The following is a 25,321-nucleotide window of genomic DNA, read 5'->3' on the forward strand; positions in this document are numbered from 1 at the left end:
CATGACCGCCCTTCTGCGCAGTGCGAGCCTCACCCATTTCGCTGAGGTGGCCGCCGAATGCGGCCTCGATGCTCGCGCGCTTGTCGCCGAGGTCGGGCTGCCGCCGCGCTGCCTGCTGGATCCGGATCTGAAGATCGCTGCGCCCAAGGTTGCAGACCTGCTGGAACTCGCGGCCACCCGGGCGAAGGAGCCCGTGTTCGCGCTGAGGATGGCCGCGTCGCGGCGGCTGTCGAACCTGGGGCCACTCGGCTTGCTGGTGCGCGAAGAACCCACACTGCGCAGCGCGCTGGAAGCGGTGGTGAGTCACATCCACCAGCACAACGAGGCGTTGACGGTGGAACTCGAGCCGTCGGGCAACCTCGTGGTGATCCGCCAGTACCTGCTGGGCGAAGGCGGCCAGTCGATGCGCCAGGCGACCGAACTCGCATTGGGTGTGATGTTCCGCGTGATCGCGGTGTTCATGGGCGCAGGCTGGCGGCCTCGCCTGGTGTGCTTCACGCATCGCGCCCCGCCCAGTCTCGCGGTACACCGCCGGATCTTCGGCGACGCGGTGGAGTTTGGGCACGAGTTCAATGGCATCGTCTGCAACGCCGCTGATCTGGACGTGCCGAATCCCGGCGCCGATGCGGTGATGGCGCGCCTGGCCGAACGGCTTCTGCGAGCGAGCCCCGGTGCCAGCGAAAAGCTGTCGGCTCGCGTGCGCCAACAGGTGGTCGTGCTGCTGCCGCGCGGGCTGTGCCGGGTCGAGGTCGTGGCGCAGCACCTGGGCATCGACCGACGCACGGTGGCCCGGCGCCTGAGCGCGGAAAACACCTCCTTCAGCGAACTGGTGAACGAACTGCGGTGCGATCTGCTGGCGCGCTATCTCAAGGAGGGTGCGCGCTCGCTGGGAGAGGTGTCGGCGCTGCTCGGATTTTCCGCGCCGAGTGCGTTTTCACGGTGGCACCGACAACAGTTCGGCCAGGCCGCACGCGTGCAATGGGCACAGACGCGGGCCCGTTGACAGCCGAGGTAGCCGCTGATCGCCGCGGGCTGAGCTGAGCGTGCGTGGGCGCGCGCCAGCGTCCATCCGGACAGCGTCGCGTAGGCGGCCATCACGCTGGGCGTGCCCAGGCCAACTCGTGGGCCGCAAGACCGCGCGCGACGGCGGCGCCGTCGCGACGGCGATCGCCGGTGAGATTGAAGCCACCGAGGCGGCGCTGCGACAGAGCGACAGCGAGGCTGCGCAAGCGTTGGCCGGCCGACTGGCCGCGGCGCCGTATGCGCAATGCGATGGCGCCGCCTACAGAAGCCATTCGATGGAGAGGATCGACATTAGCTCGACGCCCATTCGCGTGGACCAGTCCGTCTCGGGCTTGGTGTCTTGGCGCTTCTCGCCCGATGCAGTTCGCTCCGGGAGGTGCAACTTTGAAAGCGAAGCTCGTAAGTCGTTGATTTTGTTGGGCAAGCGAGTGTGACAATCTTGGAGGAACTCACCAAAACCAGTTCGCGTGGCAATGGGGGCTGCGCGGACTATCGCCCGGGTAGGGAGCCACGGTCCAGGCAGCAATTCCGTGTCACCATCGCTTCAGGTAGAATGATTGAACCAATGTCATCTCGTTCTCTTACCATGGACTTTTCTGCAATCGCACCGTCGCGGGCTGTGGATGAGATCGCTGCGCAGGTGAGAGAAATGATCGCATCCGGAAAGCTCAAACCAGGAGACCGCCTGCCATCGGAGCGGGACCTGTCAACGCGACTTCACGTCAGCCGCAACACCTTGCGCGAGGCGCTGCGCGCACTTGAGCATGCAGGACTCGTGGAGATGCGCAAGGGGGCCACGGGCGGCGCGTTTGTCCGCCCGGGTAGCTCCGGCGTCATCGTCAGCGGGATGCGCGATCTGTATCACCTGGGGGCCATCACGCCGGAGCAGCTGACCGAGGCCAGAGTGTGGTTGTGCGAAGTCGTGGTGCGCGTCGCGAGCGAACGGGCGACGGATGAAGACTTCGCAGCGCTCGAGGCCAATATCAATGCGGCGGCAAAGGCGGCCGACTTCGACGAGCGGGCCCGTCATAACCGTGAGTTTCACATCATCCTGGCTCGCGCCACGCGCAACCCGATACTGGTGATCACGATGGAAGGGATCGTCGAGGTCTTTGCACAGTTCATCGCGCAGATCGGACCGAGCGATAACGCGTTCATCTTGCCTTCGCGCCGTCGCTTCATGAAGCACTTGCGCGCGCGAGACGCCGCCGCGGCGGCCGCGGAGATGACGAAGGCGCTGGTACGGCTTCAGACCAAGTACATGGACCAGTGGGATGCCCGCTCGGCGGCCGTCCAGAGCAGGACCTAGGCTCGCCCCGCCCGGCCGTCCTCGCGACAAGACTCGACGCTGACGACGGCGCATGGAGAGTTCGCAGCACTGGCTCATCGTCTATCGCTTCGAGACAATAGCTCGAATCAGTCGGTAGGCGAAGACCATCGCAGGCCCTAGCGTGGCTCCGGGCCCGGGATAGGTGCCGCGCCAGATCGATGCCATGTCATTCCCACACGCGTAGAGCCCAGGGATTGCACGGCCCGACTTCCCGAGCACCTCGCCGTCCGCGGTCGTTGAGATGCCCGAGCTGCTCGCAGACTCTCCGGGCCAGACTTCGAGGCCGACGTAGGGGCCCGCCTCCAAAGGCGCCAGGCAAGGGTTGGGCAAGTGGGTTGGATCTCCGTTGAATCGACTGACTGCCGTGCTGCCTTTCCCGAAGAGTGCGTCGCGACCTTGCACGGCGGCTTCGTTCATTTGCGCGACGCTGGCCCGAAGTCCGTCGGCGTCGATTCCCAGTTGCTCCGCCAGAGAGTGCAAGGTATCGGCGACTGCGACATAGCCGCGCTGCGTCCACTGGCTCAGATTCGTGGTTCCCGGATGGATGGCGCCAAGTCCGTACTGTTTCACAAACCCGGCGTTGCAGACGAGGTACGCAGGAGTTGCGCACTTCGCCGTGTCACGCGCGGCGCGCATGCCTTCGACGAAGTGATGGTAGGAAGCGCCTTCATTGACGAAGCGCCGGCCCGAACGATCGACGGCGATCAGGCCTGGTTTCGCGCGGTCAAGGAACAGGTGGGGGTAGAGGGATTTGCGCCCAGCGCCGTCAGGCACCAGGGAGACGGGCTGCCACAGGAAGTCGGGGTCGCTGCGCTCAAGCGCAGCGCCAACGGCCAGGGCTGCCTCAATGCCCTCGCCGAGATTGCCGTCGAAGGCCAGTGAGTGAGAGTGCAGCGCATCGGTGCCAAACGCGCGGCGAAGCTCGGCATGGTGGCCGACGCCGCCCGTGCACAGCACGACACCCGCGCGCGCTACAAGCAGTCGGGTTGCATCTGAATCCCGGTGCCGGAATCGAACGCCCGCGACGCGTCCTTCGTTGAGGACGATGCTCTCACAACGCGCTTCGTACGCCACCGTCACGCCCGCTCGCATCAGGCTGTAGAGGAGGCGAGCCACCAGCGCATTGCCCATCACGAGTCGCGTTCCGCGCGGGTAGCCCGTCAATCGGTCGAGTGCGTACCTTCCGACGAGTCGCGCTGCGTGAATGAAGTTGGACGCAGACTCGAAGCGCCCGAGCAATGCGCTGATGTCCGCCTTGCCGACCATCATGCCGCCCAGCACCATGAAATGCGGCAGGGGCGCTCGCACGCGCGAAAACTTCTTGCCCAGCCTCCTTCCGTCGAATTCGACGGGGGAGATCGCCCGACCCGCCATGGCTGAGCCGGCGAACTCCAGATAGTCCGGGTGCGTGCCGGCGGAGCGAAATTCAAGGGCCGAGTTCGCTTCGAGAAAATCGATCGCTTCGGCCGCCGAAGTCAGATATGCCGATCTCAGGCCGCGTGGATCGTCCGCGCCCATCAACGCGTCGAGGTAGGTGCGGGCACCGTCGAGGCTGTCGCAATGACCGGCTCGTGCGCCTTGGCTGTTCCCTGGGATCCAGAGGGTGCCGGCCGACGAGGAGCTGGTGCCTCCCACTTGATCGCTCGCCTCGAGCAGCGTCACTTTCAAACCGTGAAGCGCGGCGACCAACGCAGCGGTCATGCCCGCCGCGCCAGCGCCGATCACGACGAGGTCGCTGTCCTCGCCTGGCGTCGCCTTCGTACTCACCGCAGCAGCGAAATGCCCGAGGCTTGCTGACCCCGGGCTTGGGTGAGAGGGGCGTCGAAGCGCTTCTGGAAGCAGGAGGTCTCGACCTGGCAAATCAAGGTCATTGTCGGCGATTCGGCGTCATGCGGCGTCACTGGCCGATGCGGGGACACGTTGACCGAACGCCCCCGAACGGGCCATTTCCGCCACCTTTGTCGCGGTCCAGCCCAGTATCTCCTGCAGTACGACCTCGGTGTGCTGTCCGATGTTCGGCGCCGGTGAAGGGTCGACCATCGGAGTGCGCGCATACCGGATCGGCGATGCGATGTTGGGGATTCGGCCCAACGTCGGATGCGGAATGTGCGTGACGACCCGACGCGCCTCGGCTTCGGCTGATCGCATCGCCTCTCCGACGGTGCGAACCTCGCCGCACGGGATCTGAGCCTCGCGCATGCGCGCCTGCCAGTGCGCCCAGGGAAACCGTCGAAACGCTTCGCCAAGCTCCTGAAATAGGAAGTCGCGACGTGCGATACGACCGTTGCGATTCATCAAGGTCTCGTCGCTCGCGAGCTCGGGGCGTTCAAGCACCTGTCCTACCAGACGCTGGAAGATCTTGTCGTTGCCGCAGTTGATGTAGAAGGGCTTGTCCGAGGCCTCGAAGACGCCCGACGGGCAGGTGTCGGGGCTCGTATTGCCGTTGCGCTCGGGCTCTCGGCCCGAGACGAGGTGCTGCATGGTGGCCCACCCCGTCATCAGGAGCCCGGTGTCGAACAGGGCGACCTCGACGAACTGCCCCTCGCCTTGCCGCTCGCGAGCGAACAGGGCGCCCAGAATGGCGTTGGAAACCATCATCGCCGTGCTGATGTCCATGACTGCGGACGAGGCACGCACGCCCATGCGATCCGGGTATCCATTCATGGAGACGAATCCGCTTTCCGCCTGCACCACGGGGTCGAAGCCAAGGCGGTCCGCGAACGGACCTTCGCGGCCATAGGCCGATACGGAGCAATAGATGATCTTCGGATTGAGGGCGCGGCACGCGGCGTAGTCGAGCCCGAACCGGCCCATCACCCCGGTCGAGAAGTTTTCGACGACAACGTCGGCATTTGCAATCAAGCTGCGCGCCACCTCGATGCCCGCCGGTGTCTTCAGATCAATGGCGACGCTGCGCTTGTTGCGGTTGCTCCATAGGAATGGCCCGCCCTGGGCGTCCAGGCCCGGCACTGCGGGCGGGTAGTAGCGAAGTTCGTCGCCTCGCTCGGGCGCCTCGATCTTCACCACATCGGCCCCCATATCGGCGAGAAACATGGTCGCCAGTGGTCCCGCAATGAAGTGGGTGAAATCGACCACCCGGATACCCTGCAAAACGGTTGGCGCGTTGGCGGGTCGTGCCACGTGCGCTGGGAATTCCTGCGCTCGTTGGGCGAGCGTGGGCTGGCTGGAGGTCGTCATGGAGTCTCGATCTGTCATGGTGCGTAGCCGAAGTCCTTGCCGGGCTCGGCACGCATGAACTCGCTTCCCGCAGCCATCCAGTCCGCGCCCTCCGGCACCGTGATCGAAATCGCGCGGACGAGGAACTTCGACGAATCCTCTACGGAGGCAGGCCGCACACCATCGGCGCGCAAACGCTTCACTGCCTCCAGCAGCACGCGGCGGGTTCTCGCAACGCCGCTATCGCTGACCCCAAGGTTTTCCTTGCTGCGGTCGTAGATCGGCGCAACGCCTGACTGGCATGCTGCGTCCTGCAGCCACAGTCCCGGCATGCCCGCGTTGTACTTCTTGGCCAGGGCCGGCGCATAGCCGTAGGCGTTCTCGCGGTTGTACTTGCTCCAGTAGGTGTGGTACGGGTAAGTGACCGGCCGGGGTTCGGCGAACGAACCCTCGGAAGCATGCCCGGTCTCGCGGTCGTTGTGACCTTTCATGAACAGCTTGCGCGTCTTTTCGTAGAAGGGCTGTGCCGGGTGATAGGAGAACATGATGCAAAGCGTGTGCTCGTCATCGATCGGCACCCACGCGTGACCGCTCAATTCGGGATATTGCGAGAAGGGCGGCACCAAGGTCCAGAACGGCATCAGGAACTGGTTGACCCGGATGTAGTTCTTGTCGTCGCCGAGCTTTCGGCGCGAGGCGACATGCACACCGCCATCATGCTGCACGACCTCGAACTTCGGTGCCAGGTCGGCCGCCTGCTTCCATTGGTCGATGCTGCCGCCCGCGTCGACGCGGCCGTGGAGGATCGCTGCGTGCGCCGAATCGATCTCACCTTCGAGGGCTTGAAGCCAATTGCAGTCCTGGATGCGCATGGACACATGCACGTTTTCCGGAGGAACCATGTTCCATTCCATGCTGGGCAGCTCGGGTGGATCCTCGTCCGGACCCATGTAGGCCCAGAGGACGCCGTTGCGCTCGCGCACGGGGTACGCCTTCACCCGCACGCGATTGAGCATCGGGGTATTTTCAGGCTCGGCAGGCATCTCCTGGCAGCGGCCATCGACAGAGAATTTCCAGCCGTGATAGACGCAGCGCAGCCCACCTTCTTCGTTGCGGGCGAACACGAGTGGTGCACCGCGATGAGGGCAAGCCTGGTCCACCAGCCCCACGCGCCCTTCGCTGTCGCGAAACGCCACCAGGTCTTCGCCGAGAAGGCGGATTCGGTAGGGCTGTCCGTCCACCGGAACATCGTCTGACAGCAGGAATGGCAGCCAGTACATCCGCATCAGATCGCCCATGGCCGTTTGCGGGCCGACGCGAACGAGCAGCTCGTTGTCTTCTGTTTTCAGCATCGCCTTGTCCTCATGAATGGTTCAACCATTGATAGAATTTAGCAGATTCGTGATACGCTGTCTACATGAACTCGATCAAATTTCCTGTGGTCGTTCGAGACCGAAGAATGGAAACCGCGGAAGTGGTTTGCCTGGAACTGGCGTCGGCCGGCGGTGATGCGTTGCCTGACTTCCTTCCTGGCGCCCATGTGGATGTCCGGATGCCCGAGGGGCAGGTCAGGAGTTACTCGCTCGTGAGGCAGGCCGCGGACTGCCGCGGCTACCTGATCGCGGTGAAGCGCGAAGCCCAAGGTCGTGGAGGATCCGCCTGCTTGCACGACGAGGCCATCGTGGGTTCCGCGCTGGAAATCAGTGCCCCGAAGGGTGACTTCACGCTGGTGGAGCAACCGGCGCTGAGTTGCTTCGTGGCGGGAGGTATCGGCATCACGCCGCTGCTGCCCATGGTCGAGCGGCTCGTCGAACTAGGCCACCCTTGGCAATTGCACTATGCGGCCGCCACGCCGTCACGCATGGCGTTTCACGACCGATTGGTGCGTCTGGCGGAAAAAGGCGGACAGGTCTCTTTTCACTTCTCGGATGGGTCCACGCCGCGCATGGATGTGTATGAGGTGGTCTGTGCGCTCAATGGATCTCCGGCAGCCCACTTGTATTGCTGTGGTCCTGCCCGCATGGTCGATGACTTTCTGCTGGCCGCCAAACGTCGCCCGTCGGGCACGGTGCATTACGAGCGATTCGGTGCTGCCCAGCCGATGGCCACGGAAGGCGGCTACACGGTCGAACTGGCCAGCACGGGACAACGCCACGCCGTTCCCAGTGGCAAGACGATCCTCGACGTGTTGCTGGAGGCGGGGGTGGACATGCCTTATTCCTGCGGCCAGGGCGTCTGCGGCTCGTGCTACACAAAGGTGATCTCAGGCGAAGTGGACCACCGCGATTGTTTCCTGACAGAGGACGAGCGTGCAACGAGCAGCGCCATGCTGATCTGTTGCTCAGGCGCCCGATCGGGCAACCTGGTCTTGGATCTGTGATGCAGGCTGACCCTATGAACGATCCCATTGTTCTCGGGCACGCCGAGATGGACGAGGTGCATGCCGAGTTCGAGGAGCTCCTCGCATCAGCGGGATGCAGCAGCGACGATGAACTGCTCCGCACGCTGGATGCCTTGACCTCGCACCTTGAATCCCACTTCTCCATGGAGGACGACTGGATGTCACGAGGAGACTTCCCGCCGCGCGACTGTCATGCGGCCGAGCACGCGGCGGTCCTGCGTTCGGCGAACGAGGTACGGCCGATGGTGGCAGCGGGCAATGTCCACGTGGGACGGTCGTTCATCCAGGCGCTGCGCGAGTGGTTCCCTGCGCATGCGACGCATCTTGATTCGGCCTTGGCGACGTGGATATGCAAGCAAAGGCTGGGCGCAAAACCCCTCGTCTTTCATCGCCGAGTGCCCAGTTATTGACTCATTGTTAGTATGGTTCTACCATTGATATCTTATTGAAAAACTTGTCCGCTCGGAGACAACATGCCCCACTCTCGTCGCGTTGCCCTGGCCGCAGGCCTTTTCCTTTCGCTTGCTACGCTTGCGGCGCCGTTCGCCGCGGCCCAAGACAAGTTTCCTTCCAAGCCGATTCACATCGTCGTGCCCTATGCGGCCGGCGGTAGCACGGATCAGTTGGCCCGCGCAATCCAGCAGCCGATGGCAGATTTCCTGAAGCAGCCCGTGATCGTTGACAACAAGGTCGGCGCAGGTGGTGCGATCGGCACGGACTACGTTGCCAAGGCGCCCGCAGACGGCTATACGCTGGTCTTCGGCAATTCAGGCCCCAATGCGGTCTTGCCTCTGCTTCGGAAGACGCCCTACGATTCATTGAAGGATCTACGTCCCATCTCGACAGTGGCGATCACGCCCATGATTCTGGCCATCGCGGCCGACAGCCCCGCGAAAAGCCTGAAGGAATTTCTTGCGGCAGCCAAGAAGTCCGGCAATGCGTGGAATTTCGGATCGGTGGGCAACGGCTCCCTGTCGCACCTGACGGGTGAATACTTCAACAGCATGGCGGGTCTCGGTCTCACCCATGTGCCCTACAACGGCGGCGCACCCATGATGACGGCTTTCGCTGGCGGCCAGTTGCAGGCAGCGTTCGTGACCGGCCTTGATGGCCAAGCCCTGGTTCAGGCAGGAAGGGTCCGATACCTCGCGGTTGGCACCCCGCAGCGCACCCCTATCGTGGCGGGCCTGCCAGCGATCGCCGAGGAAGTGCCAGGATTCCGCAGCGTGGCTTGGTTCGGCGTGCTGGCGCCACGGGGCGTGCCGGACGCGGTGGCCTCGAAGCTGCATGAGGCGGTGGTGCACGCAGTGGCGCAGCCCGAGGTCCGAAAGATGTTCTCCGACCGCAATATCGAGGCGCGCAGCAGTTCGCCTGAGGAGATGGAGCGCATGATCCGCGACGAGATGGCGCAGTGGGGGCCCGTGGCGAAGCGCGCAAACATCCGCCTCGATTGATGGAGACGCCTGTGTCCGTGGCTCGAGGGCCACTCCGCGGTCTGCGAATCGTCGAGTTCGCCGGCTTGGGTCCGGCGCCCTTTGCTTGCATGCTGCTGGCGGACATGGGCGCGGATGTCGTGCTTGTGGACCGCCCCGGCGCGTGCGTGGCGGATCCTTTGCAGATCGTCAATCGCGGCCGTACGCTGGTGCACGCCGATCTCAAGGCGCCCGCCGACAAGGATCGGGTATTGACTCTGCTCGATGAAGCGGACGTGCTTGTGGAAGGATTCCGGCCAGGTGTCATGGAGCGCCTCGGACTGGGCCCCGACGTCGTGATGGACAGAAACTCCAGGCTTGTCTACGCACGCATGACGGGTTGGGGGCAGGACGGGCCGCTGGCGAAGACGGCTGGCCATGACATCAACTACATCGCCATGACGGGCGCGCTCGCAGCGATCGGTCCGAAAGATCGGCCTACGCCGCCGCTGAATCTGCTGGGGGACTACGCGGGTGGCAGCTTGTTCCTGGCGCTCGGCGTGCTGGCGGCCGTGCATGAGGCGAGAAACTCAGGGCTGGGACAGGTCGTGGACGCGGCCATCACCGACGGTGTGATTCAGCTCATGACGCACTTCATCGCGCAGCGGCAGCGCGGCCGCTTCACCGAGCAGCGCGAGAGCAACATGCTGGATGGCGGTGCGCCCTGGTACGGCGTGTATCGAACAGCGGATGGGCAGCATGTCGGGGTGGGCGCCATCGAACCCCAGTTCTTCGCCCTCTTCGTCGATCGGCTTGGCCTGGACGGCGTGTGGAAAAAGGCGCAGCACGACGAGTCCCTCTGGGCGGGTCTGCGCGAGGCGATCGCCGCCGCGCTGGAGTCGCGCACTCGCGCAGAATGGGAAAAACGCTTCATGGGCTCGGATGCCTGCGTGTCGCCAGTGCTCACGCTCAGCGAAGCCATGGTGCATCCGCACAATCTGGCGCGTGGCAACTTCGTGAACCTCGATGGCGTGGTGCACCCCGCACCGGCGCCACGTTTCTCGCGGACTCCGACCAGCGCGGTGGCCGCGCCACCGAGCGGGTTGTCCACCTTCGATGCGGCGCTGCTGCGCTGGAAAGGCCACGGAATGGCCGCGACCGAACCGGGAGAAGGGCAGTCATGAGCGATCGAACATTGCGGGGCAAGGTCGCCGTCGTCGGCGTCGGTGAGACCGGATACTACAAGCACGGCCAGGCGCCCGAGCCCGAATTCAAGCTCGCGCTGCGGGCGATTCTTGCCGCGTGCAGCGACGCCGGCATCGGCGCCCACGACATCGATGGTTTTGCGTCTTACAGCGATGACCGCAGCGATGCCGTGAGGTTGGCGACGGCGCTCGGCCTTCCACGTCTGCGTTCATCGACCATGCAATGGGGCGGAGGTGGCGGCGGCTGTTGTGCCGCGGTCGCAAATGGGGCTGCCGCGATTGCGACAGGCCAAGCCGACTGCGTCGTCGTCTTTCGCTCTCTGGCCCAAGGGCAGTATGGACGTTTCGGACAGAACTCGGCATCGGGGACTGTCTCCGGTGAGCGAGCCTATCTCGTGCCTTATGGCGTGATCGCACCGCCCCAGCGATTCGCCATGCGGGTCATGCGCTACATGCATGAGCACGGCGTGAGGCAGGACGCCCTGCGAGCCATCGCCATGGCGTCCTATCACCACGCGCAGAACAATCCCCGTGCGGTGATGCACGGCAAGCCTTTGAGCGCGCAGCGCTATGACGCGTCGCGCTGGATCGTGGAGCCCTTTCACCTCTTCGACTGCTGCATGGAAAACGATGGCGCCGCTGCGCTGGTTCTCATGGATGCAGAACGGGCCAGGGACCTTCGGCAAAAGCCCGTGTACTTGTTGGGTGCGGCCTCGGGTGCCAGTGAGCGCTTCGGCAGCCACGCGCACAATTCTCCTGCCTATGCGTCGGCCAATTTCACGACGGTGGCTCGGGATCTCTACCGCATGGCGCAGGTCTCGCCCGGTGATGTGGGCGTGGTGCAGAGCTACGAGAACTTCACGGGTGGCGTGGTCATGGCTCTCGCCGAGCATGGCTTCTTTGCGCCCGAGGAGGCCAACGAATTTCTGACGCTCGACAACTTGACGGCCACCGCGGGTCGCCTGCCGCTCAACACCAGCGGCGGCAATCTGGCCGAGTGCTACATGCATGGCTTCGAGTTGGTGCTGGAAGCTGTGCGTCAGGTGCGAGGCACTTCCACCAACCAGGTCCGGCGCAACGACGTCGCGCTGGTCATTGGCGGGCCCATGGTCGCACCGTCCAGCAACCTGATGCTGGGCTCCGCGGCGGCACTTTGAGGACCATCGATGACGACGAAGTTCTATCTCCCTGAAGGGCTGCCCGCGCCGGTGGCTGAATCCGACGGCGTGTCAGGCCCGTTCTGGAGCGGTTTGCGCGACGGGCGCCTGTGCGTGCAGCGCTGTGCTCACTGCGGGACGTGGCAGTTCGGCCCGGAATGGCTTTGTCACCATTGCCATGCCTTCGATCCGGAGTGGGTCGAGGTGCCCGCCGAGGGTGTGATCTACAGCTGGGAACGCGCCTGGCACCCGGTGCACCCGGTGTTGCAGGACTGCGGCCCCTACGTGGCCGTACTTGTGGAATTGCCCCATGCGGGCCGCGTGCGGATCGTGGGAAACCTGTTGGGTGATCCTTCGCAAGAGGTCCGGATCGGCGCCAGGGTGACCGGCTGCTTCGAGCATCATGCAGATGCCGAGCTGCCGTTCACCCTCTTGCAATGGCAGGTCGCGTGAGCCGAGCCAGACCTGCCGATCGGCGCTCGCTGCCCTGCTTGACCAGGAGGCGGACGTGACCCAGGAACGCCAGATGGGCGGCCTGGAAGCCAACCAGGTTCTCGGTCGACTCTTGAGCACCAGGCACAGTTGCCGCGCATTCCTGCCGGATGCGGTGCCGCTCGATGTCCAGCGGCGAATCCTGGAGTGCGCGCAGCGCAGTCCGTCGTGGTGCAATGCGCAGCCCTGGAAGGTGCACGTCACCCAGGGGCAGGCCACCGAACGTTTCCGGAAACTCATGCTTTCTGCTGCCGACGACTCGGAGGTCGGTCCTGACTTCGCGTTCCCCTCGGCATACGAAGGCGCCTATCGCCAGCGCCGGTACGACTGCGCAATGCAGCTTTATGAGAGTGTCGGCGTAGCCCGCGGCGACCGCGAAGCTTCAGCATGCCAGGCACGGGAGAACTATCGCCTGTTCGGCGCGCCCCATGTGGCAATGATCACCAGCGATGCGCGACTGGGAGTCTACGGCGCCGTGGACTGCGGAGCCTTCGTGGCGAATTTCTTGCTGGCTGCCGCCAGCCTCGGAGTCGCCACCATCCCACAGGCGGCGCTGGCCTCGCGGCCGAGCCGCGTACGGAAGTTTTTCGGGTTGGACGACGACCGCCTCGTGGTGTGCGGAATTTCCTTCGGCTACGCAGCGAGCGCGCATCCGGTGAATGGTTTTCGCACCGCGCGGGCAGCCCTGGACGATGTGGTGTCTTTTGTGTCCGAGTAGCAGTTCAGCGTACGCTGGGATCAGCCACGACCTCGCGAAGCCGGCGCCGCAACAGCTTGCCGGTCGGCGATCGCGGCAGGCTGTCGATGACCCGGAATTCCGACGGTCGCTTGACGCGGCCGAGATGGCGCTCGCAATGCGCGCGCGCCGCCTCGATCAGCGCTGGCCGATCGCCCGCGGGCGTTCCGTGCTCGGGCACCAGGAAGGCCACGGGCCGTTCGCCGAAGCGCGCGTCCGCGACGCCGACGACGGCGCAGTCCCACACGCCGGGCACGCCGCGAAGGGCCGACTCGATCTCCTGTGGGTAGACGTTGACGCCGCCGGAAATGATCATGTCGTCCTGGCGATCGGTCAGATACAGATAGCCTTCCTCGTCGACGTGACCGATGTCGCCGAATGTCTGCCATCCTTGCGGCAGCGTGCGCGCAGCGGTCTTCTCGGGCGCCTTGTAGTAGGCGAACGGCGACACGCCGGAAAAGCACACGAGGCCGGTGGCGCCGGCGGGCAATGCATGGCCGGCTGGGTCGGCGATGTGCAGCACGCCCTTGCGGGCGCGGCCGACCGAGCCCGGATGCGCGAGTGCTTCCTGCGAGTCGATCAGGGTCAGGCCCACGCCTTCGCTGCCTGAGTAATATTCCAGGACGATCGGACCCCACCATTCGATGAGCGCCTGTTTGAGGGCAGCGGGGCAGGGGGCCGCACCGTGGATGGCGCAGCGGTGCGAGGGTGCGGAGAAGGCGGCGCGCTGCTCGGCAGGCAGTTCGAGTAGCCGCTGGAACATGGCCGGGACCCATTGACTGTGCGTGATCGCGTGGCATTGCAGCAGGCGCAGGGCTTCTTCGGCGTCAAAGCGTTCCATCACATGCACCGCGCCCCCTCCTGCCGTCACGGCCAGCGCAAAACGCAGCGGGGCGGCGTGATAGAGCGGCGCCGTCGACAGATAGCGCACATCGGGGTCGCCCAGCCCGAACAGCGAGAAAAGGTCGCTGGCGAAAGGTGGCGTGCCGCGGTAATCGGCGGGAAGGAGCGGCCGGAACACGCCCTTGGGCGCACCGGTGGTGCCGGAGGTGTAGACCATCAAGGCGCCGGGTGCCTCGCGCGGATCAGGCTCCGGCGAGGTCTTCGCCAGCAGCGGCTCGATCGCGGTGTAGCCCGCGATCGCGCCGCGGACCGACAGCCATTCAAGTCCCGGCTTCCTTGCGGGTCCGATCAGTTCCGCCGCCACCTCCGCCAGCGCCGCATCGGCCACGACGACCTTCGCGTCGCAGTCGTCGACCAGATAGCCCAGTTCGGTGGCGGTGAGGCCGGTCGGCATCGGCGTCAGGTAGACACCGGCGCGCCAGGCAGCCCAGGCCAGGGCCACCGCCTCGGCGCGATTGCCGATCAGCGAGGCGACGTGGTCGCCGCGCGCAAGGCCGAGGCTGCGCAGCACTGCGGCCATGCGGTTGACGCACGCCTCGAGCGCGGCATAGCTCCAGCTTTCGCCGCCGCAGACGATCGCGGCGCGATCCGGTGTGGCGCGGGCGTGGATGCGCAAGTCGCGCACTGCGCCGTCGCTTTCGGGCATTGTCGGCATCGGCCGCATCATCCCGCGGCGCGCTGTGCTTTTTCCTGCTCGGCGCGCCCGCGCACGATGGCCTTGGCTTCAGACCAGTCCTCGGGCGTCAGCTTGCCGAGCGCCGCGAAGGTGCTCGGCGCGGCGAGGTGGTGGCCGCCGTCGATCGCAATGTTCTGCCCGGTGAGGTAGTCGCAGCCGTCGGCCTGCAGGAAGGTCAGCAGGTTGCACAGCTCCGGCATGCGGCCGAAGCGCTGCATCGGAACCTCGTCCGCGGATGCGGCGCCGACGTTGGCCTTGGGGATCGGCGCGAGCTTCTCCCATGCGCTCTCTGTGGGGAATGGACCCGGCGCCACCGCATTCACGCGGATGTTGTTCGCGCCCCATTCGACCGCCAGCGACATGGTCATCGCGTGGACCGCGGTCTTGGCCATGACCGACGGCAGCACGTAGGCGGAGCCGGTCCAGACCCAGGTCACCAGCATGCTCACGACGGAGCCGGGCAGGCCCTGCGCGATCCAGCGCCGGCCGCAGGCCAGGGTGGAGAAAAGCGCGCCGTCCATCACGGTGGAACGCACTGCGGCGAAGCCGCGCGGGCTGATGTCGATGGACGGCGAGATGAAGTTGGCGGCAGCGTTGTTCACCAGGCCCGTCAACGGCCCGCCGGCCCAGATGCGATCGACCATCGCCTCGATCTGTTCGGGTTCGCGCACGTCGCAGATGTGGTATTGGGCGCTGCCGCCATGCTGCGCCGTCTGGTTCAGCTCGGCCACGGCCTGCTGCAGCACCGCCTCGCGGCGTCCGCAGATATGCACCGAGGCGCCTTGCGCGGCAAACTGGCGCGCCAGCTCCTTGCCGAGGCCGGTACCGCCGCCGGTGATCAGGATGCGCTTGCCCGACAGGACATCGGGGCGAAAGGTGGACGGGATCACTGCGAGTCTCCTAGACGGGATTGATGCCCGCGACGCCGTTGACGGCGGCGTCCTTGCCGGGCCGGAAATCGGCGAACAGCTGGCGGCCGATGATGTGCTTCATCACCTCGATCGATCCGCCGGCGATCTTGACGATGCGCGCATCCGCATAGGCGCGCGCAATCGGATATTCCCACATGTACCCCCAGCCGCCGAACAGCTGCAGGCATTCGTCGACCACCTTGCAGTGCATGTTGCTCAGCCACATCTTGGCCATCGCGGCGTCGACTGCGTCGAGCTCGCCCTTCATGAAGGTCTCGATGCACCTGTCGGTGAACTGGCGACCGACGACGGCCTCGGTCTTCAGTTCGGCCAGCTTGAACTGCGTGTTCTGGAAGTCGCCGATCGTCTTGCCGAAGGCCTTGCGGTTGCCGGTGTACTCGATGGTCCAGTCGATGACGGTCTCGGCCACCGTGGCCGACCGGATGGCCTGGGCGAGCCGCTCCTGCGCCAGCTTGGTCATCATCAACTCGAAGCCGCGGCCTTCCTCGCCGAGCATCGCCGACGCCGGGACGCGCACCTCGTCGAAGAACAGCTCCGAGGTGTCCTGCGCCTTCATGCCGAGCTTGTGCAGGTTCTTGCCGCGCCGAAAGCCCGGCAGGCTGGTGTCGACCAGGAACAGGGTCACGCCCTTGGCACCGGCGCTGGAATCGGTTTTCGTCGCGAGCACGATCACGTCGCACAGCTGCCCGTTGGAGATGAAGACCTTCTGCCCGGAGATGACGAAGTCGTCGCCGTCGCGCACGGCCTTGGTCCGGATGGCCTTCAGGTCGGAGCCCGCATGCGGCTCGGTCATGCCGAGCGAGCCGATGGCCGCGCCGGCGACCATCAGCGGCAGCCACTTTTTCTTCTGCGCCTCGCTGCCGAAGCTGGCGATGTAGGTCGCCACCAGGTCGCAGTGGATCATGAAGCCCGGCCCGGTGAAGCCCGAGCGCGCCATCTCCTCGAACACCACGACGTCGAACAGGTAGTCGGCGCCCGCGCCCCCGTAGAGCTCCGGCACGGTGCAGCAAAGCATGCCGGCCGCGCCCGCCTTCAGCCACAGTTCGCGCGGCACCACGCCGGACGCTTCCCATGCGGCGTGGTGGGGCGCGATCTCGTTCTCGATGAATCGCCGAACCATGCTGCGGAATGCTTCATGGTCCTCGTTGAACAGTTTTCTCTTGAACACCTTGGCTCCCTTGGGATCAGTAGGACTTGGGCAGATCCAGCACCTTTTCGGCGATGAACGACAGGATCAATTGCTCGGTCACGGGTGCGATGCGCGTCACCGTGACTTCGCGCAGCAGGCGCTCCACGTGGTATTCCTTCGCATAGCCGAAGCCGCCGTGCGTGAGCACGGCCTGCAGGCACGAATCGAAGCCCGCACGGGCGCCGAGGAACTTGGCGGCGTTGGCCTCCGCGCCGCAGGGCTGGTGCTGGTCGTAGAGCCAAGCTCCCTTCATCACCATGGCCCAGGCCGCCTCCAGCGCCATCCAGCGCTCGGCCAGCGGATGCTGGATGCCCTGGTTCTGGCCGATGGGCCGGTCGAAGACGACGCGTTCCCGCGCGTACTTGGAGGCCCGCCGCAGGGCGTCCTGGCCGATGGCAACGGCCTCGGCCGCCACCAGCAGGCGCTCGGGATTGAGGCTGTGCAGGATGTACGAGAAGCCCTTGCCTTCCTCGCCGACGCGGTCCTCCTCGGGGATGAACAGGCCGTCGATGAAGATCGAGTTCGAGTCGACCGCCTTGCGGCCCATTTTCGGGATGCGATGGACTTCGATCTTGCTGCGGTCCAGGTCGGTGTAGAAGATCGTGATGCCGTCGGTGGGCCGCTTGCAGTCCTCGAGCTTGGTGGTGCGCGTGAGCAACATGATCTTGTTGGCCACCTGCGCGGTCGAGGTCCAGACCTTCTGGCCGTGCACCAGGTAGCCGCCCGGAACCTTCTGTGCGAAGGTCTTGATCGCCGTGGTGTTGAGTCCGGCATCGGGCTCGGTGAAGCCGAAGCAGCACTGGTCCTTGCCCTCGACCAGTGGCGGCAGCCAGCGCTGGCGTTGCTCAGGCGTGCCGAAGACCACGATCGGATGCGGCCCGAAGAGGTTGATGTGCACCGTCGACGCGGCCGCCATGCCGCCGCCATGGCTCGCGACCTCGTGCATCATGATGACCGCTTCGGCGACGCCAAGGCCGGCGCCGCCGTATTCGGGCGGCATGGTGATGCCGAGCCATCCGGCATCGGCCATCGCGCGATGGAAGGCGCGCGGAAACTCGCCGTCGTCGTCGCGCGCGAGCCAGTACTCGTCGTCGAAGGAGCGCACGACTGCGCTGACGCCGTCCCGAATGGCGCGATGGTCGTCACTGACTGAGAAATCCATGGGGTGTCTCCGTTGAACGCGGTGTGGCGGCCGTCTAGGCGGCCGCCGCCAAGGTTTCGAGCGCCTGGGTCAGGTGCGGCTTGTCGAGCATCACGCCATCGAGACTCAGGGTGCCGGCTTCGGGTGCCGCCGCAAAGGCATCGACGATGCGTTGCGCCTGCGCGATCTCGGCGCTCGTGGGCGTGTAGGCTTCGTTGATGACGGCCACCTGGTCCGGATGGATCGCGATGCGGCCGCGGAAGCCGCGGCGGCGCGAGGCACGACAGGCCGTCGCCAGGCCTGCTGCATCGCGGAAGTCCGCATGCAAGGTATCGATCGGCGGCACACCGGCCGCTGCGGCGGCGCAAAGGCACAGCGAATTCGCGAGCGCATAGAGTGGCGAGAGGCTGCCGTCCTCCTCGCGGTTGGAGACCGCGCCGATGGCCGTCGAAAGATCTTCGGCGCCCCAGGTGATGCCGGCGAGCCGCTCGATGGGACCCGCGGCAAAGGTCTGCATGTTCAGCATCGCCTGCGGTGTCTCGGTGGCGACAGGCACGATCCGGACTGTCCCGTGGGCGATGCCGGCGCGCGCTTCGAGCGCGTCCAGGCAGTGCGCGAGACGCGCGATGTCGGCCGCACTGCGCGTCTTCGGCAGCATGATGCCGGCCAGGCCCGGCATCACGATCGCGGCGAGGTCGCCCTTCGCCAGCGCAGTGTCCAGTGGGTTGATGCGCACGAAGAGACGGGCGCCAAGCGTTGCTGCATGTGCGGCCATGAACTCGGCGGCCGTGGCGCGCGCGCCCACCTTGCGCGCATCGGCGACCGAGTCCTCGAGGTCGAGGATCAGCACGTCGGCCGGGCAGGCTATAGCCTTGGCGAGCTTGCGTTCGCTGTCGGCCGGCACGAAGAGCATCGAGCGGAGCTTGAGCGGCTTCATTGGGGCTTCCGAAGCATCAGCGCCTGGCGCGTGCACACGCACACTTCCTCACCGCGCTGGTTGAGCCCCTGGTGCAGGAAGGTCACGATGCCGGCGTTGGGACGGGACTTGCTCGGGCGCACCTCCTTGACCGTGGTGCGCGAACGGATGGTGTCGCCCGCGAACACCGGACCCGGAAAGCGCGTGTCGGTCATGCCGAGGTTGGCCACCGTGGTGCCGAGCGTCGTCTCCTGCACCGACAGCCCGATCACCAGCCCGAGCGTGAAGATGCTGTTGACCAGCGGGCGCCCGAATTCGGTGCCCTTGCAGTATTCGGCGTCGATGTGGATCGCCGCGGGATTGCAGGTGGCGTTGCTGAACCACATGTTGTCGGCTTCGGTGACCGTCCGGCGAATCTCGTGATCGTACGACTGGCCCACCTCGAATTCTTCAAACCATCGACCTGCCATCGGGGTTACCTCTCAATTGGAAAGTTGCTTCAGCGTATGGATGTGCATGGTACGCATGTGTACTATAGCAAGTCTCGCGGCTTTGCAACTCCGGGGGAACCTTGATGGAGACCATTCGAATGACCATCCCACGCGTCAACCGCCAGGTATGCCTGGCATCCCGGCCGGCGGGTATTCCGCAGGCCGAGCATTTCACGATCGTCGAGTCGCCCGTGCCCTCGCCGGGTGCGGGCCAGGTGCTGGTGCGCAATGTCTGGCTGTCGGTCGAGCCCGCGATGCGCGGCTGGGTGAGTGCCGCCGCCAACTATTCGGAACCGGTAGCGGTAGGCGCGGTGATGCGCGCCTTCGCCGCCGGCCTGGTCGTCGAATCGAACGATCCGGCATGGCCGGTCGGCACTGCGGTGACGGGGCTCTTCGGCTGGCAGGATTTCGCCGTGGTCGACGGCGCTGCGATTCAGCGCCGCATCGACGAAGACGACCCGCCGATGTCGACGGCGCTGGGCGTCTTGGGCATCAACGGCGTCACCGCGCACTACGGGTTGCTGGCGCTGGGCCGGCCGAGCGCCGGCGAGACAGTGGTGGTTTCGACCGCCGCGGGCGCCGTCGGCTCGTGCGTCGGCCAGATCGCGCGACTGCGCGGCTGCCGCACGGTCGGCATCACCGGCGGGCCGGTCAAGCAGTCGCTCTGCCTGGAGCGATTCGGCTATGACGCGGTGGTCGACTACAAGGCGGCCGACTTCGCGCAGCGGCTGGCCGAGGCTTGCGCCGAAGGCGTCGACATCTACTACGACAACACGGCCGGGCCGATCAGCGACGCGGTGATGACGCACCTGAACGTCGGCGCCCGTGTCGTGATCTGCGGCACCGCCTCCGTGGCAAGCTGGGATCCGCCACCGCAGGGCCCGCGCGTCGAGCGTCATCTGCTCACCCGCCGCGCCAGCATGCAGGGCTTCGTGATCTTCGACCATCCGGAATATGCCGCCGGTGCGCGCGCCGACCTGGCCGCGTGGCTGCGCGAAGGGCGGCTGCAATACGTGGAGGAAGTGCTCGAGGGCATCGAGAGCGCGCCGGATGCGATCGCCGGGCTCTACCGCGGCGACAACCTCGGCAAGCGGCTGATCCGGCTGGGCGCCGGTGGCGATGTGGCGTGATGCGTGCGTGAGCCGCTCAATCGCGCCGCGGTAGCCCGGGCAGCCGCAGCGCCTGGTCGTCCGCGGTCTCGGGCAGCAGCGGTCCGCGCCGGAACACGCCGCTGGCGCGCATCACCGCCTGTCCGTCGGCCTGTACGAGGCCTTGCGAGAAGACCAGGTTGCGCGTCACCTTCAGGATCTCGGCCTGGCCCTGCACCCAACTGCCCAGCGGCGCGCCGGCGAGGAAATCCACCTGCAGGCTGATGGTGGGCAGGAACTGGCGTGGAATATCGGCCTGGTACTGCGCCGCGGTCGAGATCAGCACGTCCGCGAAGGTGCACAGCATGCCGCCGTGGCAGTTCTGCCCCGGGTTGACGTGGCCGGGACCGACCCGAAAGCCGATCTGCAGGTGATCGCCGTACCAGCGCGCAAACAGCGGGCCGTTCACCATGGCGAAGGTGCCACCGAGTTCGACCCACTCGAAGCCCGGTGGCGGCGCGAGGGATGGATCTTGGGCCATGCGTGTCATGCGGTCGTCCGGATCGCGCGCCAGGCATCCTGCAGCCCTGCTCGGTGCTCGGGCGCCGCAATACCGATCAAGGCCTCGGCCCGCGCATCGAGCGACAGGTGGCGAAGCTCGGCCACGCCATGCTCGGTGACGACGGCATCGGCCAGGTAGCGCGGCAGGGTGCACAGGCTCTGGTCGCCCAGCACCGGTACGATGCGCGAGACGGTGCCCTTGCGCGCGGTGGCGCCCAGGCAGATGAGCAGCCGGCCGCCGGGCGAGGCGAGGGCGCCCTGCGCGAAGGCCGGCAGCCCGCCCGAGCCGGCCTGGATCATGCCGCCCACGCGCTCGCCGTTCACCTGGCCGAACAGGTCGACCTCGGCCGCCGCGTTGATGGCAACGAAGCGCGGGATCCGCGCGAGCACCGCCGGATCGTGCGTCTTCGTCACATCCATCACCCGCAAGGCCGGCAGCTGCGCCGCGAAGTCATGAAAGCCCGCATCCCCCAGCACCACGCCGGTGACGATGGGCGCATCGCGATCCATCGCGCCCGCCTCCCACAGGGTGCGCAAGGCGCTCGACACCAGACCGCCATGAAAGCGCAACCCGCGATGCGCGCTCAATGTACCGGCCAGCGCCAGCGGCACCGAGCCGATGCCGAACTGCAGCGTGTCGCCGTCGCGCACCAGCGCCGCCACGTGCCGGCCGATCTGCGCCTCCACCTCGCCGGCCGGTGGTTCGACGAACGCATTGAGCGGCAGGTCGGCCTCCTCGGCGGCATCGAGCTCCGAGACATGGACGCGGAACGAGCCCTGGGTGCGCGGCATGCGCGGATTGAAATGCGCGACACGTTTCCTGGCGCGAGACCAGACAAGGGGCATGAAATCGCTCGCGAGACCGGGGCTGCACCAGCCGTCGGCGTCGGGCGTCGTCAGGTGGGCGATGGAAAGGTCCATCGGTGCGGACTCGCGAAGGTGGCGCGCGATGCCGAGGTAGTCGAGCGAGAGCAGTTCCGCGCGACCCTGGGCGAGGCCGGCGCGCACCGACGCTGACATGAAGAAGGCGGTCTGGCGGGCCCGCGGATGCAGCGCCAGGTAGTCGGCACGGTCGATGCCCGGAAACTGCACGCCGGTGAAGACCACGCCGCTCGCGCGTTCCGGATCGGCGCCCAGCTCGTCGAGCAGCAGCGAAGACTCGGCGCTCAGCGTCGGCACGAAAACGCGCATGCCGGGGCGCAGGGCGTCGACCAGGCGGCTCATTGCGGCGGTCCGGCCGCGACCCGCGCCGTGCCGGACATCAGCGCGTCACCGGAGGCGGTGCGCGCGTGGAGGTCGTAGTGGCCGAGCCCGTCCTCGGTGCCGGTGAGCGTCGCGCCCAGCACGACGGTGTCGCCGAGCTTCGCCGCGCCGGTGAAGCGCGTGGCCAGGTGACGCACGCTGCCGGCGCCGAAGGCCCGCGTGAACAGCCGCGCGGCGTAGGCCATGGTCAGCATGCCGTGTACCAGCGGCCGGTCGAAGCCGGCCGCGCGCGCCGCCTCCAGGTCGAGGTGCAGGGGGTTGTGGTCGCCCGAGGCGGCCGCGAAGAGCGCGAGGTCGACCGCGGTGACGGGCCCGCAACGAAGGTCGAGCCGCTCCGGAAAGGCGCTCACTAGAGTACCTCCGTGCTTCGCACTGCGGTGCGAGCTTGCTTGGGGCGGCCCGGCGCTGCGCTCATCCCGCCTCCAGTGCATTGCGCACCAGGATCGTCTGCCGGCTGTTCGCCACCGGCTGCCCCGCACGGCGGTAGTGGGTGTCGACCACGATGAAGGTGAATGCGCCGTTCTTCTTGTCGTAGATGTCGGCCACCTCGCGGCTGACGTCGATGCAGTCGCCGACATACACCGGTGCGAAGTGGTCGAAGCTCTGTTCCGCATGCAGCACGCCGCGCAGCGGCACCTGCAGCAGCGCCAGCAGTTGCGCGCTGCTGAAGTGCTCGCCTTCGACGGCCTTCAGGAAGGTCGGCGGCACCGGGCATGCCGGGTGGCCCGCGGCGCGCGCGGCGTCACGATCGTGATAGATCGGATCGTCCTCGCCGATCGCCTCGCAGAACAGCTTCACGCGCCAGCCGTCGATGTCTGCCGTGGTGGCTTCGGTCTCGAAGCCGATGCGGGTCCGGTCGATCATGGGAACGTGCGATGTAGGGCCGGCTGGATCCGGTTCCAGGCGTCGCGCGATGCGGCGTCGAAACCGGGCACGAGCCGTGCGCGCTCGGCCCAGAGCCAGCTCAGCGGGCCACCGCTCCAGGCCGGCGTGACGCCGGCCAGGCAGGCGGCGACATCGAGGAAGGCAAGGTCGCCGGCGCCCGGAGTGACCGCGTAGCGGACGGCAGTTCGGGCCTGAGCTTCGAGCGGTGCGCCGCGCAACTGCTGCAGCACGCTGGCGGGGCCCGGCGTGCGCCAGGGCAGGGCACCCAGCCGCGGCGCCAGCGCGGCGAGTGCGGCAATCGCCGAATCGTCGATGCCGATGATTTCGATCACCCGCCCGTACGGACTCAAGGGCGAGAGCACCGCGAGCAAGGGTGCGGCCGGGGCCGGCATGTCGAGCATCGCCAGGGCCACGCGATGGCGCACGCCCTTCAGGTCGACGATCTCGATCGTTCCCTCGGGCAGTGACGCGTTGGCCACCTGCGTGACCTTGGCCCTGGTGAGCGCATCGGCCCAGGCCTGGTGCGCCGGACCGAGCGCGCCCACCTCGACGCGCTCGATGCCGCTGCCCTTCGGCGCCGCCAGTTCGCGCTCGGCGCGCAGGCGATCCAGGAAGAGGGTGCGCACCATGTGACCCGCGACCGGATTGAACATGAGGCGCAGGAACTGCGTCATCTCGACGTCGGTGGCTTCGTCCAGGGGCAGCCGCGCGCCCTTGAGCACGCAGTCCACGATGGCGCTGTAGGCCGGATAGGCATCGAAGTCGGCCGCGCTCACGCCATGGCCGAGCGCGATCGCGCGCGCGCCTTCCTCGCTGTAGGCGGGTACGTCGGCCTGCGTGAGGCGGGCGAATTTCACCTTCACGTCGAAGGGCTTGCCGTGCATCGCGCGCGCCTCTGCGCGGGCCTCGTCCAGCAACTGCGCGGCCGGCAGCGCGCGGGCGAAGATGCCGAGCCGCACCGCGTCGGCCGGCGCGATGGAGCGGCCGCTCAGCAGCATGTCGATGGCCGGCTCGAAGCCGGCCAGCCGCGGCAGCCGCTGGGTGCCGCCGGCACCGGGCAACAGGCCCCAGCGCACTTCAGGCACGCCGATCTGCGTGCGCGGCTCGTCGGTCACCAGCCGGACGCGGCAGGCGAGCGCCAGTTCGAGTCCGCCGCCGAGCGCGATGCCGTTGACGGCCGCCACCCAGGGCTTGGCCGACTGCTCGAGCCGGACGAACTGGCGTCCGAGCCTTCCGCACAGCGTGAACAACTGCGCCTGCGTGCCGGTCTTCGCGCTCTCGGTATAGCCGCGCACCATCGCGAGGTCGGCGCCGGCCAGAAAGGTCGACTTGCCGGATGTGAGCACGACGCTGCGCACGGCGGCGTCGCCATCGACGCGGTCCATCAGCGCATCGAGCGCGTCCATCAGCTGGGCCGAAAACACGTTCATCGTGCGGTCCGGCATGTCGATCGTGGCGATGAGCACGCCGTCGGCTTCCAGCGCCGTGCGGATCAGGGTTTCCAACTTGTCTGCCTCCAGCCTGCGGGGCGTTCAGCCCGCGTACTTCTTGAAGTCGGGCTTGCGGCGCTCGTTGAAGGCCCGCACCCCTTCCTTCGATTCCTCGGTCTGGTAGTAGTGCTTGACCGTCTGGATGCCGAGGAAGCCGATGCCGCGGATGTTCTCGCTGTCGGCATTGAAGGAGCGCTTGGCGATGGCGATCGCGGTCGGGCTCATCTCGTTGATTTCCTTGCACCACTGCGCCACCTCGGCATCGAGCTGGTCGTGCGGCACCACCTTGTTCACCAGGCCCATCTTCTCGGCTTCGACGGCGCTGTACTTGCGGCACAGGAACCAGATCTCGCGGGCCTTCTTCTCGCCGACGATGCGCGCGAGATAGGCGGTGCCCCAGCCCGGATCCACCGACCCGACCTTCGGGCCGACCTGGCCGAAAGTCGCCTTCTCGCTGGCGATGGTCAGGTCGCACAGCGTGGCGAAGACGTTGCCGCCGCCGATCGCGAAGCCCTGCACCTTGGCGATCGAGACCTTGCGCAGGTCGCGCAGCGCGGTCTGCATTTCCTCGATCGGCATGCCGACCGTGCCGCGCGGGCCGTACAGGCCGTCTTCGCTGAGGTGCACCTTCTGGTCGCCGCCGGTGCAGAACGACTTGTCGCCAGCGCCCGAGAGCACCATGACATTGGCGCTCTTCTCTTCGTCCGCGCGGCGCAGGCCGTCGATCAGTTCCTCCAGCGTCTGGTTGCGAAAGGCGTTGTAGACCTCCGGCCGGTTGATCGTGATGTTCACCACGCCGTCGCGCACTTCGTAGAGGATGTCCTTGTATGGCTTGCTCATCTGTCTGCTCCTG

At 66.5% G+C, this 25,321-nt stretch carries 26 protein-coding genes and 1 pseudogene; 11 read left to right on the forward strand and 16 right to left on the reverse strand.

Features of this window, described 5'->3' with window-relative positions; all coding sequences use genetic code 11:
• Position 1 precedes the first annotated feature (1 nt).
• The gene (locus AC1DYD_RS24310; RefSeq protein ID WP_478175320.1) at positions 2–1,003 is read left to right on the forward strand and encodes an AraC family transcriptional regulator; all 1,002 of its coding nucleotides are present in this window, start codon (positions 2–4) and stop codon (positions 1,001–1,003) included.
• 47 nt (positions 1,004–1,050) lie between these two features.
• Here the strand turns inward: AC1DYD_RS24310 and AC1DYD_RS24315 are convergent.
• Positions 1,051–1,095, reverse strand: a pseudogene (locus tag AC1DYD_RS24315) (hypothetical protein); the annotation flags it as partial.
• Between the two features lie 26 nt (positions 1,096–1,121).
• On the opposite strand from AC1DYD_RS24315, the gene AC1DYD_RS24320 reads away from it, so the two are divergent.
• Positions 1,122–1,457, forward strand: coding sequence for a hypothetical protein (locus tag AC1DYD_RS24320; RefSeq protein ID WP_478175321.1), 336 nt, complete (start codon positions 1,122–1,124; stop codon positions 1,455–1,457).
• A gap of 152 nt (positions 1,458–1,609) precedes the next feature.
• Complete coding sequence (locus AC1DYD_RS24325) at positions 1,610–2,332, forward strand: FadR/GntR family transcriptional regulator (RefSeq protein ID WP_478175322.1); 723 nt, start codon at positions 1,610–1,612, stop codon at positions 2,330–2,332.
• Positions 2,333–2,413: 81 nt separating this feature from the next.
• On the opposite strand, the gene AC1DYD_RS24330 is transcribed toward AC1DYD_RS24325, so the two are convergent.
• The 3 genes from AC1DYD_RS24330 to AC1DYD_RS24340 all read right to left on the reverse strand — a co-directional run bounded on the left by AC1DYD_RS24330 (position 2,414) and on the right by AC1DYD_RS24340 (position 6,882).
• The gene (locus AC1DYD_RS24330; protein WP_478175323.1) at positions 2,414–4,120 is read right to left on the reverse strand and encodes an FAD-dependent oxidoreductase; all 1,707 of its coding nucleotides are present in this window, start codon (positions 4,118–4,120) and stop codon (positions 2,414–2,416) included.
• Positions 4,121–4,240: 120 nt separating this feature from the next.
• Positions 4,241–5,551 carry a CaiB/BaiF CoA transferase family protein gene (locus tag AC1DYD_RS24335; protein WP_478175324.1) on the reverse strand — a complete coding sequence of 437 codons (1,311 nt, stop codon included), beginning with the start codon at positions 5,549–5,551 and terminating at the stop codon, positions 4,241–4,243.
• Positions 5,552–5,565: 14 nt separating this feature from the next.
• The gene (locus AC1DYD_RS24340; protein WP_478175325.1) at positions 5,566–6,882 is read right to left on the reverse strand and encodes a Rieske 2Fe-2S domain-containing protein; all 1,317 of its coding nucleotides are present in this window, start codon (positions 6,880–6,882) and stop codon (positions 5,566–5,568) included.
• A 107-nt stretch (positions 6,883–6,989) separates the two neighbouring features.
• Here AC1DYD_RS24340 and AC1DYD_RS24345 point away from each other — a divergent pair, with 107 nt between their 5' ends.
• From AC1DYD_RS24345 to AC1DYD_RS24375, 7 genes are all read left to right on the forward strand, one after another.
• Positions 6,990–7,910 (forward strand): PDR/VanB family oxidoreductase, encoded by a 921-nt coding sequence (locus AC1DYD_RS24345; RefSeq protein ID WP_478175326.1) that lies wholly within the window; start codon positions 6,990–6,992, stop codon positions 7,908–7,910.
• A 14-nt stretch (positions 7,911–7,924) separates the two neighbouring features.
• Positions 7,925–8,341 (forward strand): hemerythrin domain-containing protein, encoded by a 417-nt coding sequence (locus AC1DYD_RS24350; protein ID WP_478175327.1) that lies wholly within the window; start codon positions 7,925–7,927, stop codon positions 8,339–8,341.
• Between the two features lie 63 nt (positions 8,342–8,404).
• A complete protein-coding gene (locus tag AC1DYD_RS24355) occupies positions 8,405–9,385 on the forward strand; it encodes a Bug family tripartite tricarboxylate transporter substrate binding protein (protein WP_478175328.1) in 981 nt (326 codons plus the stop codon).
• Positions 9,385–10,527, forward strand: coding sequence for a CaiB/BaiF CoA transferase family protein (locus AC1DYD_RS24360; RefSeq protein WP_478175329.1), 1,143 nt, complete (start codon positions 9,385–9,387; stop codon positions 10,525–10,527). Before AC1DYD_RS24355 ends, AC1DYD_RS24360 begins: the two co-directional genes overlap by 1 nt.
• Complete coding sequence (locus AC1DYD_RS24365) at positions 10,524–11,705, forward strand: thiolase C-terminal domain-containing protein (protein WP_478175330.1); 1,182 nt, start codon at positions 10,524–10,526, stop codon at positions 11,703–11,705. The genes AC1DYD_RS24360 and AC1DYD_RS24365 overlap by 4 nt, the downstream gene beginning before the upstream one ends.
• A gap of 9 nt (positions 11,706–11,714) precedes the next feature.
• Positions 11,715–12,158 carry a Zn-ribbon domain-containing OB-fold protein gene (locus AC1DYD_RS24370; protein WP_478175331.1) on the forward strand — a complete coding sequence of 148 codons (444 nt, stop codon included), beginning with the start codon at positions 11,715–11,717 and terminating at the stop codon, positions 12,156–12,158.
• A 55-nt stretch (positions 12,159–12,213) separates the two neighbouring features.
• Positions 12,214–12,915 carry a nitroreductase gene (locus AC1DYD_RS24375; RefSeq protein ID WP_478175332.1) on the forward strand — a complete coding sequence of 234 codons (702 nt, stop codon included), beginning with the start codon at positions 12,214–12,216 and terminating at the stop codon, positions 12,913–12,915.
• Between the two features lie 4 nt (positions 12,916–12,919).
• On the opposite strand, the gene AC1DYD_RS24380 is transcribed toward AC1DYD_RS24375, so the two are convergent.
• The 6 genes from AC1DYD_RS24380 to AC1DYD_RS24405 are packed head-to-tail and all read right to left on the reverse strand — an operon-like array spanning position 12,920 to position 19,160.
• On the reverse strand, positions 12,920–14,491 hold the full coding sequence (locus AC1DYD_RS24380; RefSeq protein WP_478175333.1) for an AMP-binding protein: 1,572 nt from the start codon (positions 14,489–14,491) through the stop codon (positions 12,920–12,922).
• An 8-nt stretch (positions 14,492–14,499) separates the two neighbouring features.
• On the reverse strand, positions 14,500–15,402 hold the full coding sequence (locus AC1DYD_RS24385) for an SDR family oxidoreductase (RefSeq protein ID WP_478175334.1): 903 nt from the start codon (positions 15,400–15,402) through the stop codon (positions 14,500–14,502).
• A gap of 10 nt (positions 15,403–15,412) precedes the next feature.
• Positions 15,413–16,612, reverse strand: a complete 1,200-nt coding sequence (locus AC1DYD_RS24390; protein ID WP_478175335.1) for an acyl-CoA dehydrogenase family protein — start codon at positions 16,610–16,612, stop codon at positions 15,413–15,415.
• Positions 16,613–16,628: 16 nt separating this feature from the next.
• Entirely contained in the window at positions 16,629–17,795 is a 1,167-nt protein-coding gene (locus AC1DYD_RS24395; protein ID WP_478175336.1) for an acyl-CoA dehydrogenase family protein, read from the reverse strand.
• Positions 17,796–17,829: 34 nt separating this feature from the next.
• The gene (locus AC1DYD_RS24400; protein WP_478175337.1) at positions 17,830–18,711 is read right to left on the reverse strand and encodes an HpcH/HpaI aldolase/citrate lyase family protein; all 882 of its coding nucleotides are present in this window, start codon (positions 18,709–18,711) and stop codon (positions 17,830–17,832) included.
• Positions 18,708–19,160 (reverse strand): MaoC family dehydratase, encoded by a 453-nt coding sequence (locus tag AC1DYD_RS24405; RefSeq protein ID WP_478175338.1) that lies wholly within the window; start codon positions 19,158–19,160, stop codon positions 18,708–18,710. Before AC1DYD_RS24405 ends, AC1DYD_RS24400 begins: the two co-directional genes overlap by 4 nt.
• Positions 19,161–19,279: 119 nt before the next feature.
• On the opposite strand from AC1DYD_RS24405, the gene AC1DYD_RS24410 reads away from it, so the two are divergent.
• The gene (locus AC1DYD_RS24410) at positions 19,280–20,311 is read left to right on the forward strand and encodes an NADP-dependent oxidoreductase (RefSeq protein WP_478175339.1); all 1,032 of its coding nucleotides are present in this window, start codon (positions 19,280–19,282) and stop codon (positions 20,309–20,311) included.
• A gap of 16 nt (positions 20,312–20,327) precedes the next feature.
• Here AC1DYD_RS24410 and AC1DYD_RS24415 read toward each other — a convergent pair whose 3' ends face one another.
• The 6 genes from AC1DYD_RS24415 to AC1DYD_RS24440 form a co-directional block, all read right to left on the reverse strand.
• Positions 20,328–20,810 (reverse strand): PaaI family thioesterase, encoded by a 483-nt coding sequence (locus AC1DYD_RS24415; protein WP_478175340.1) that lies wholly within the window; start codon positions 20,808–20,810, stop codon positions 20,328–20,330.
• Positions 20,811–20,815: 5 nt separating this feature from the next.
• On the reverse strand, positions 20,816–22,054 hold the full coding sequence (locus AC1DYD_RS24420) for an acetyl-CoA hydrolase/transferase family protein (protein WP_478175341.1): 1,239 nt from the start codon (positions 22,052–22,054) through the stop codon (positions 20,816–20,818).
• Positions 22,051–22,443: a MaoC family dehydratase gene (locus tag AC1DYD_RS24425; RefSeq protein ID WP_478175342.1), complete on the reverse strand. Its 393-nt coding sequence runs from the start codon at positions 22,441–22,443 to the stop codon at positions 22,051–22,053. Before AC1DYD_RS24425 ends, AC1DYD_RS24420 begins: the two co-directional genes overlap by 4 nt.
• Positions 22,444–22,504: 61 nt before the next feature.
• The gene (locus AC1DYD_RS24430; RefSeq protein ID WP_478175343.1) at positions 22,505–22,957 is read right to left on the reverse strand and encodes a MaoC family dehydratase N-terminal domain-containing protein; all 453 of its coding nucleotides are present in this window, start codon (positions 22,955–22,957) and stop codon (positions 22,505–22,507) included.
• Positions 22,954–24,483 carry an enoyl-CoA hydratase-related protein gene (locus AC1DYD_RS24435; RefSeq protein ID WP_478175344.1) on the reverse strand — a complete coding sequence of 510 codons (1,530 nt, stop codon included), beginning with the start codon at positions 24,481–24,483 and terminating at the stop codon, positions 22,954–22,956. Before AC1DYD_RS24435 ends, AC1DYD_RS24430 begins: the two co-directional genes overlap by 4 nt.
• A gap of 27 nt (positions 24,484–24,510) precedes the next feature.
• Positions 24,511–25,308, reverse strand: coding sequence for an enoyl-CoA hydratase-related protein (locus AC1DYD_RS24440; protein WP_478175345.1), 798 nt, complete (start codon positions 25,306–25,308; stop codon positions 24,511–24,513).
• Positions 25,309–25,321 lie beyond the last annotated feature (13 nt).

This window comes from Variovorax sp. P4_B11 (genome assembly GCF_056402355.1).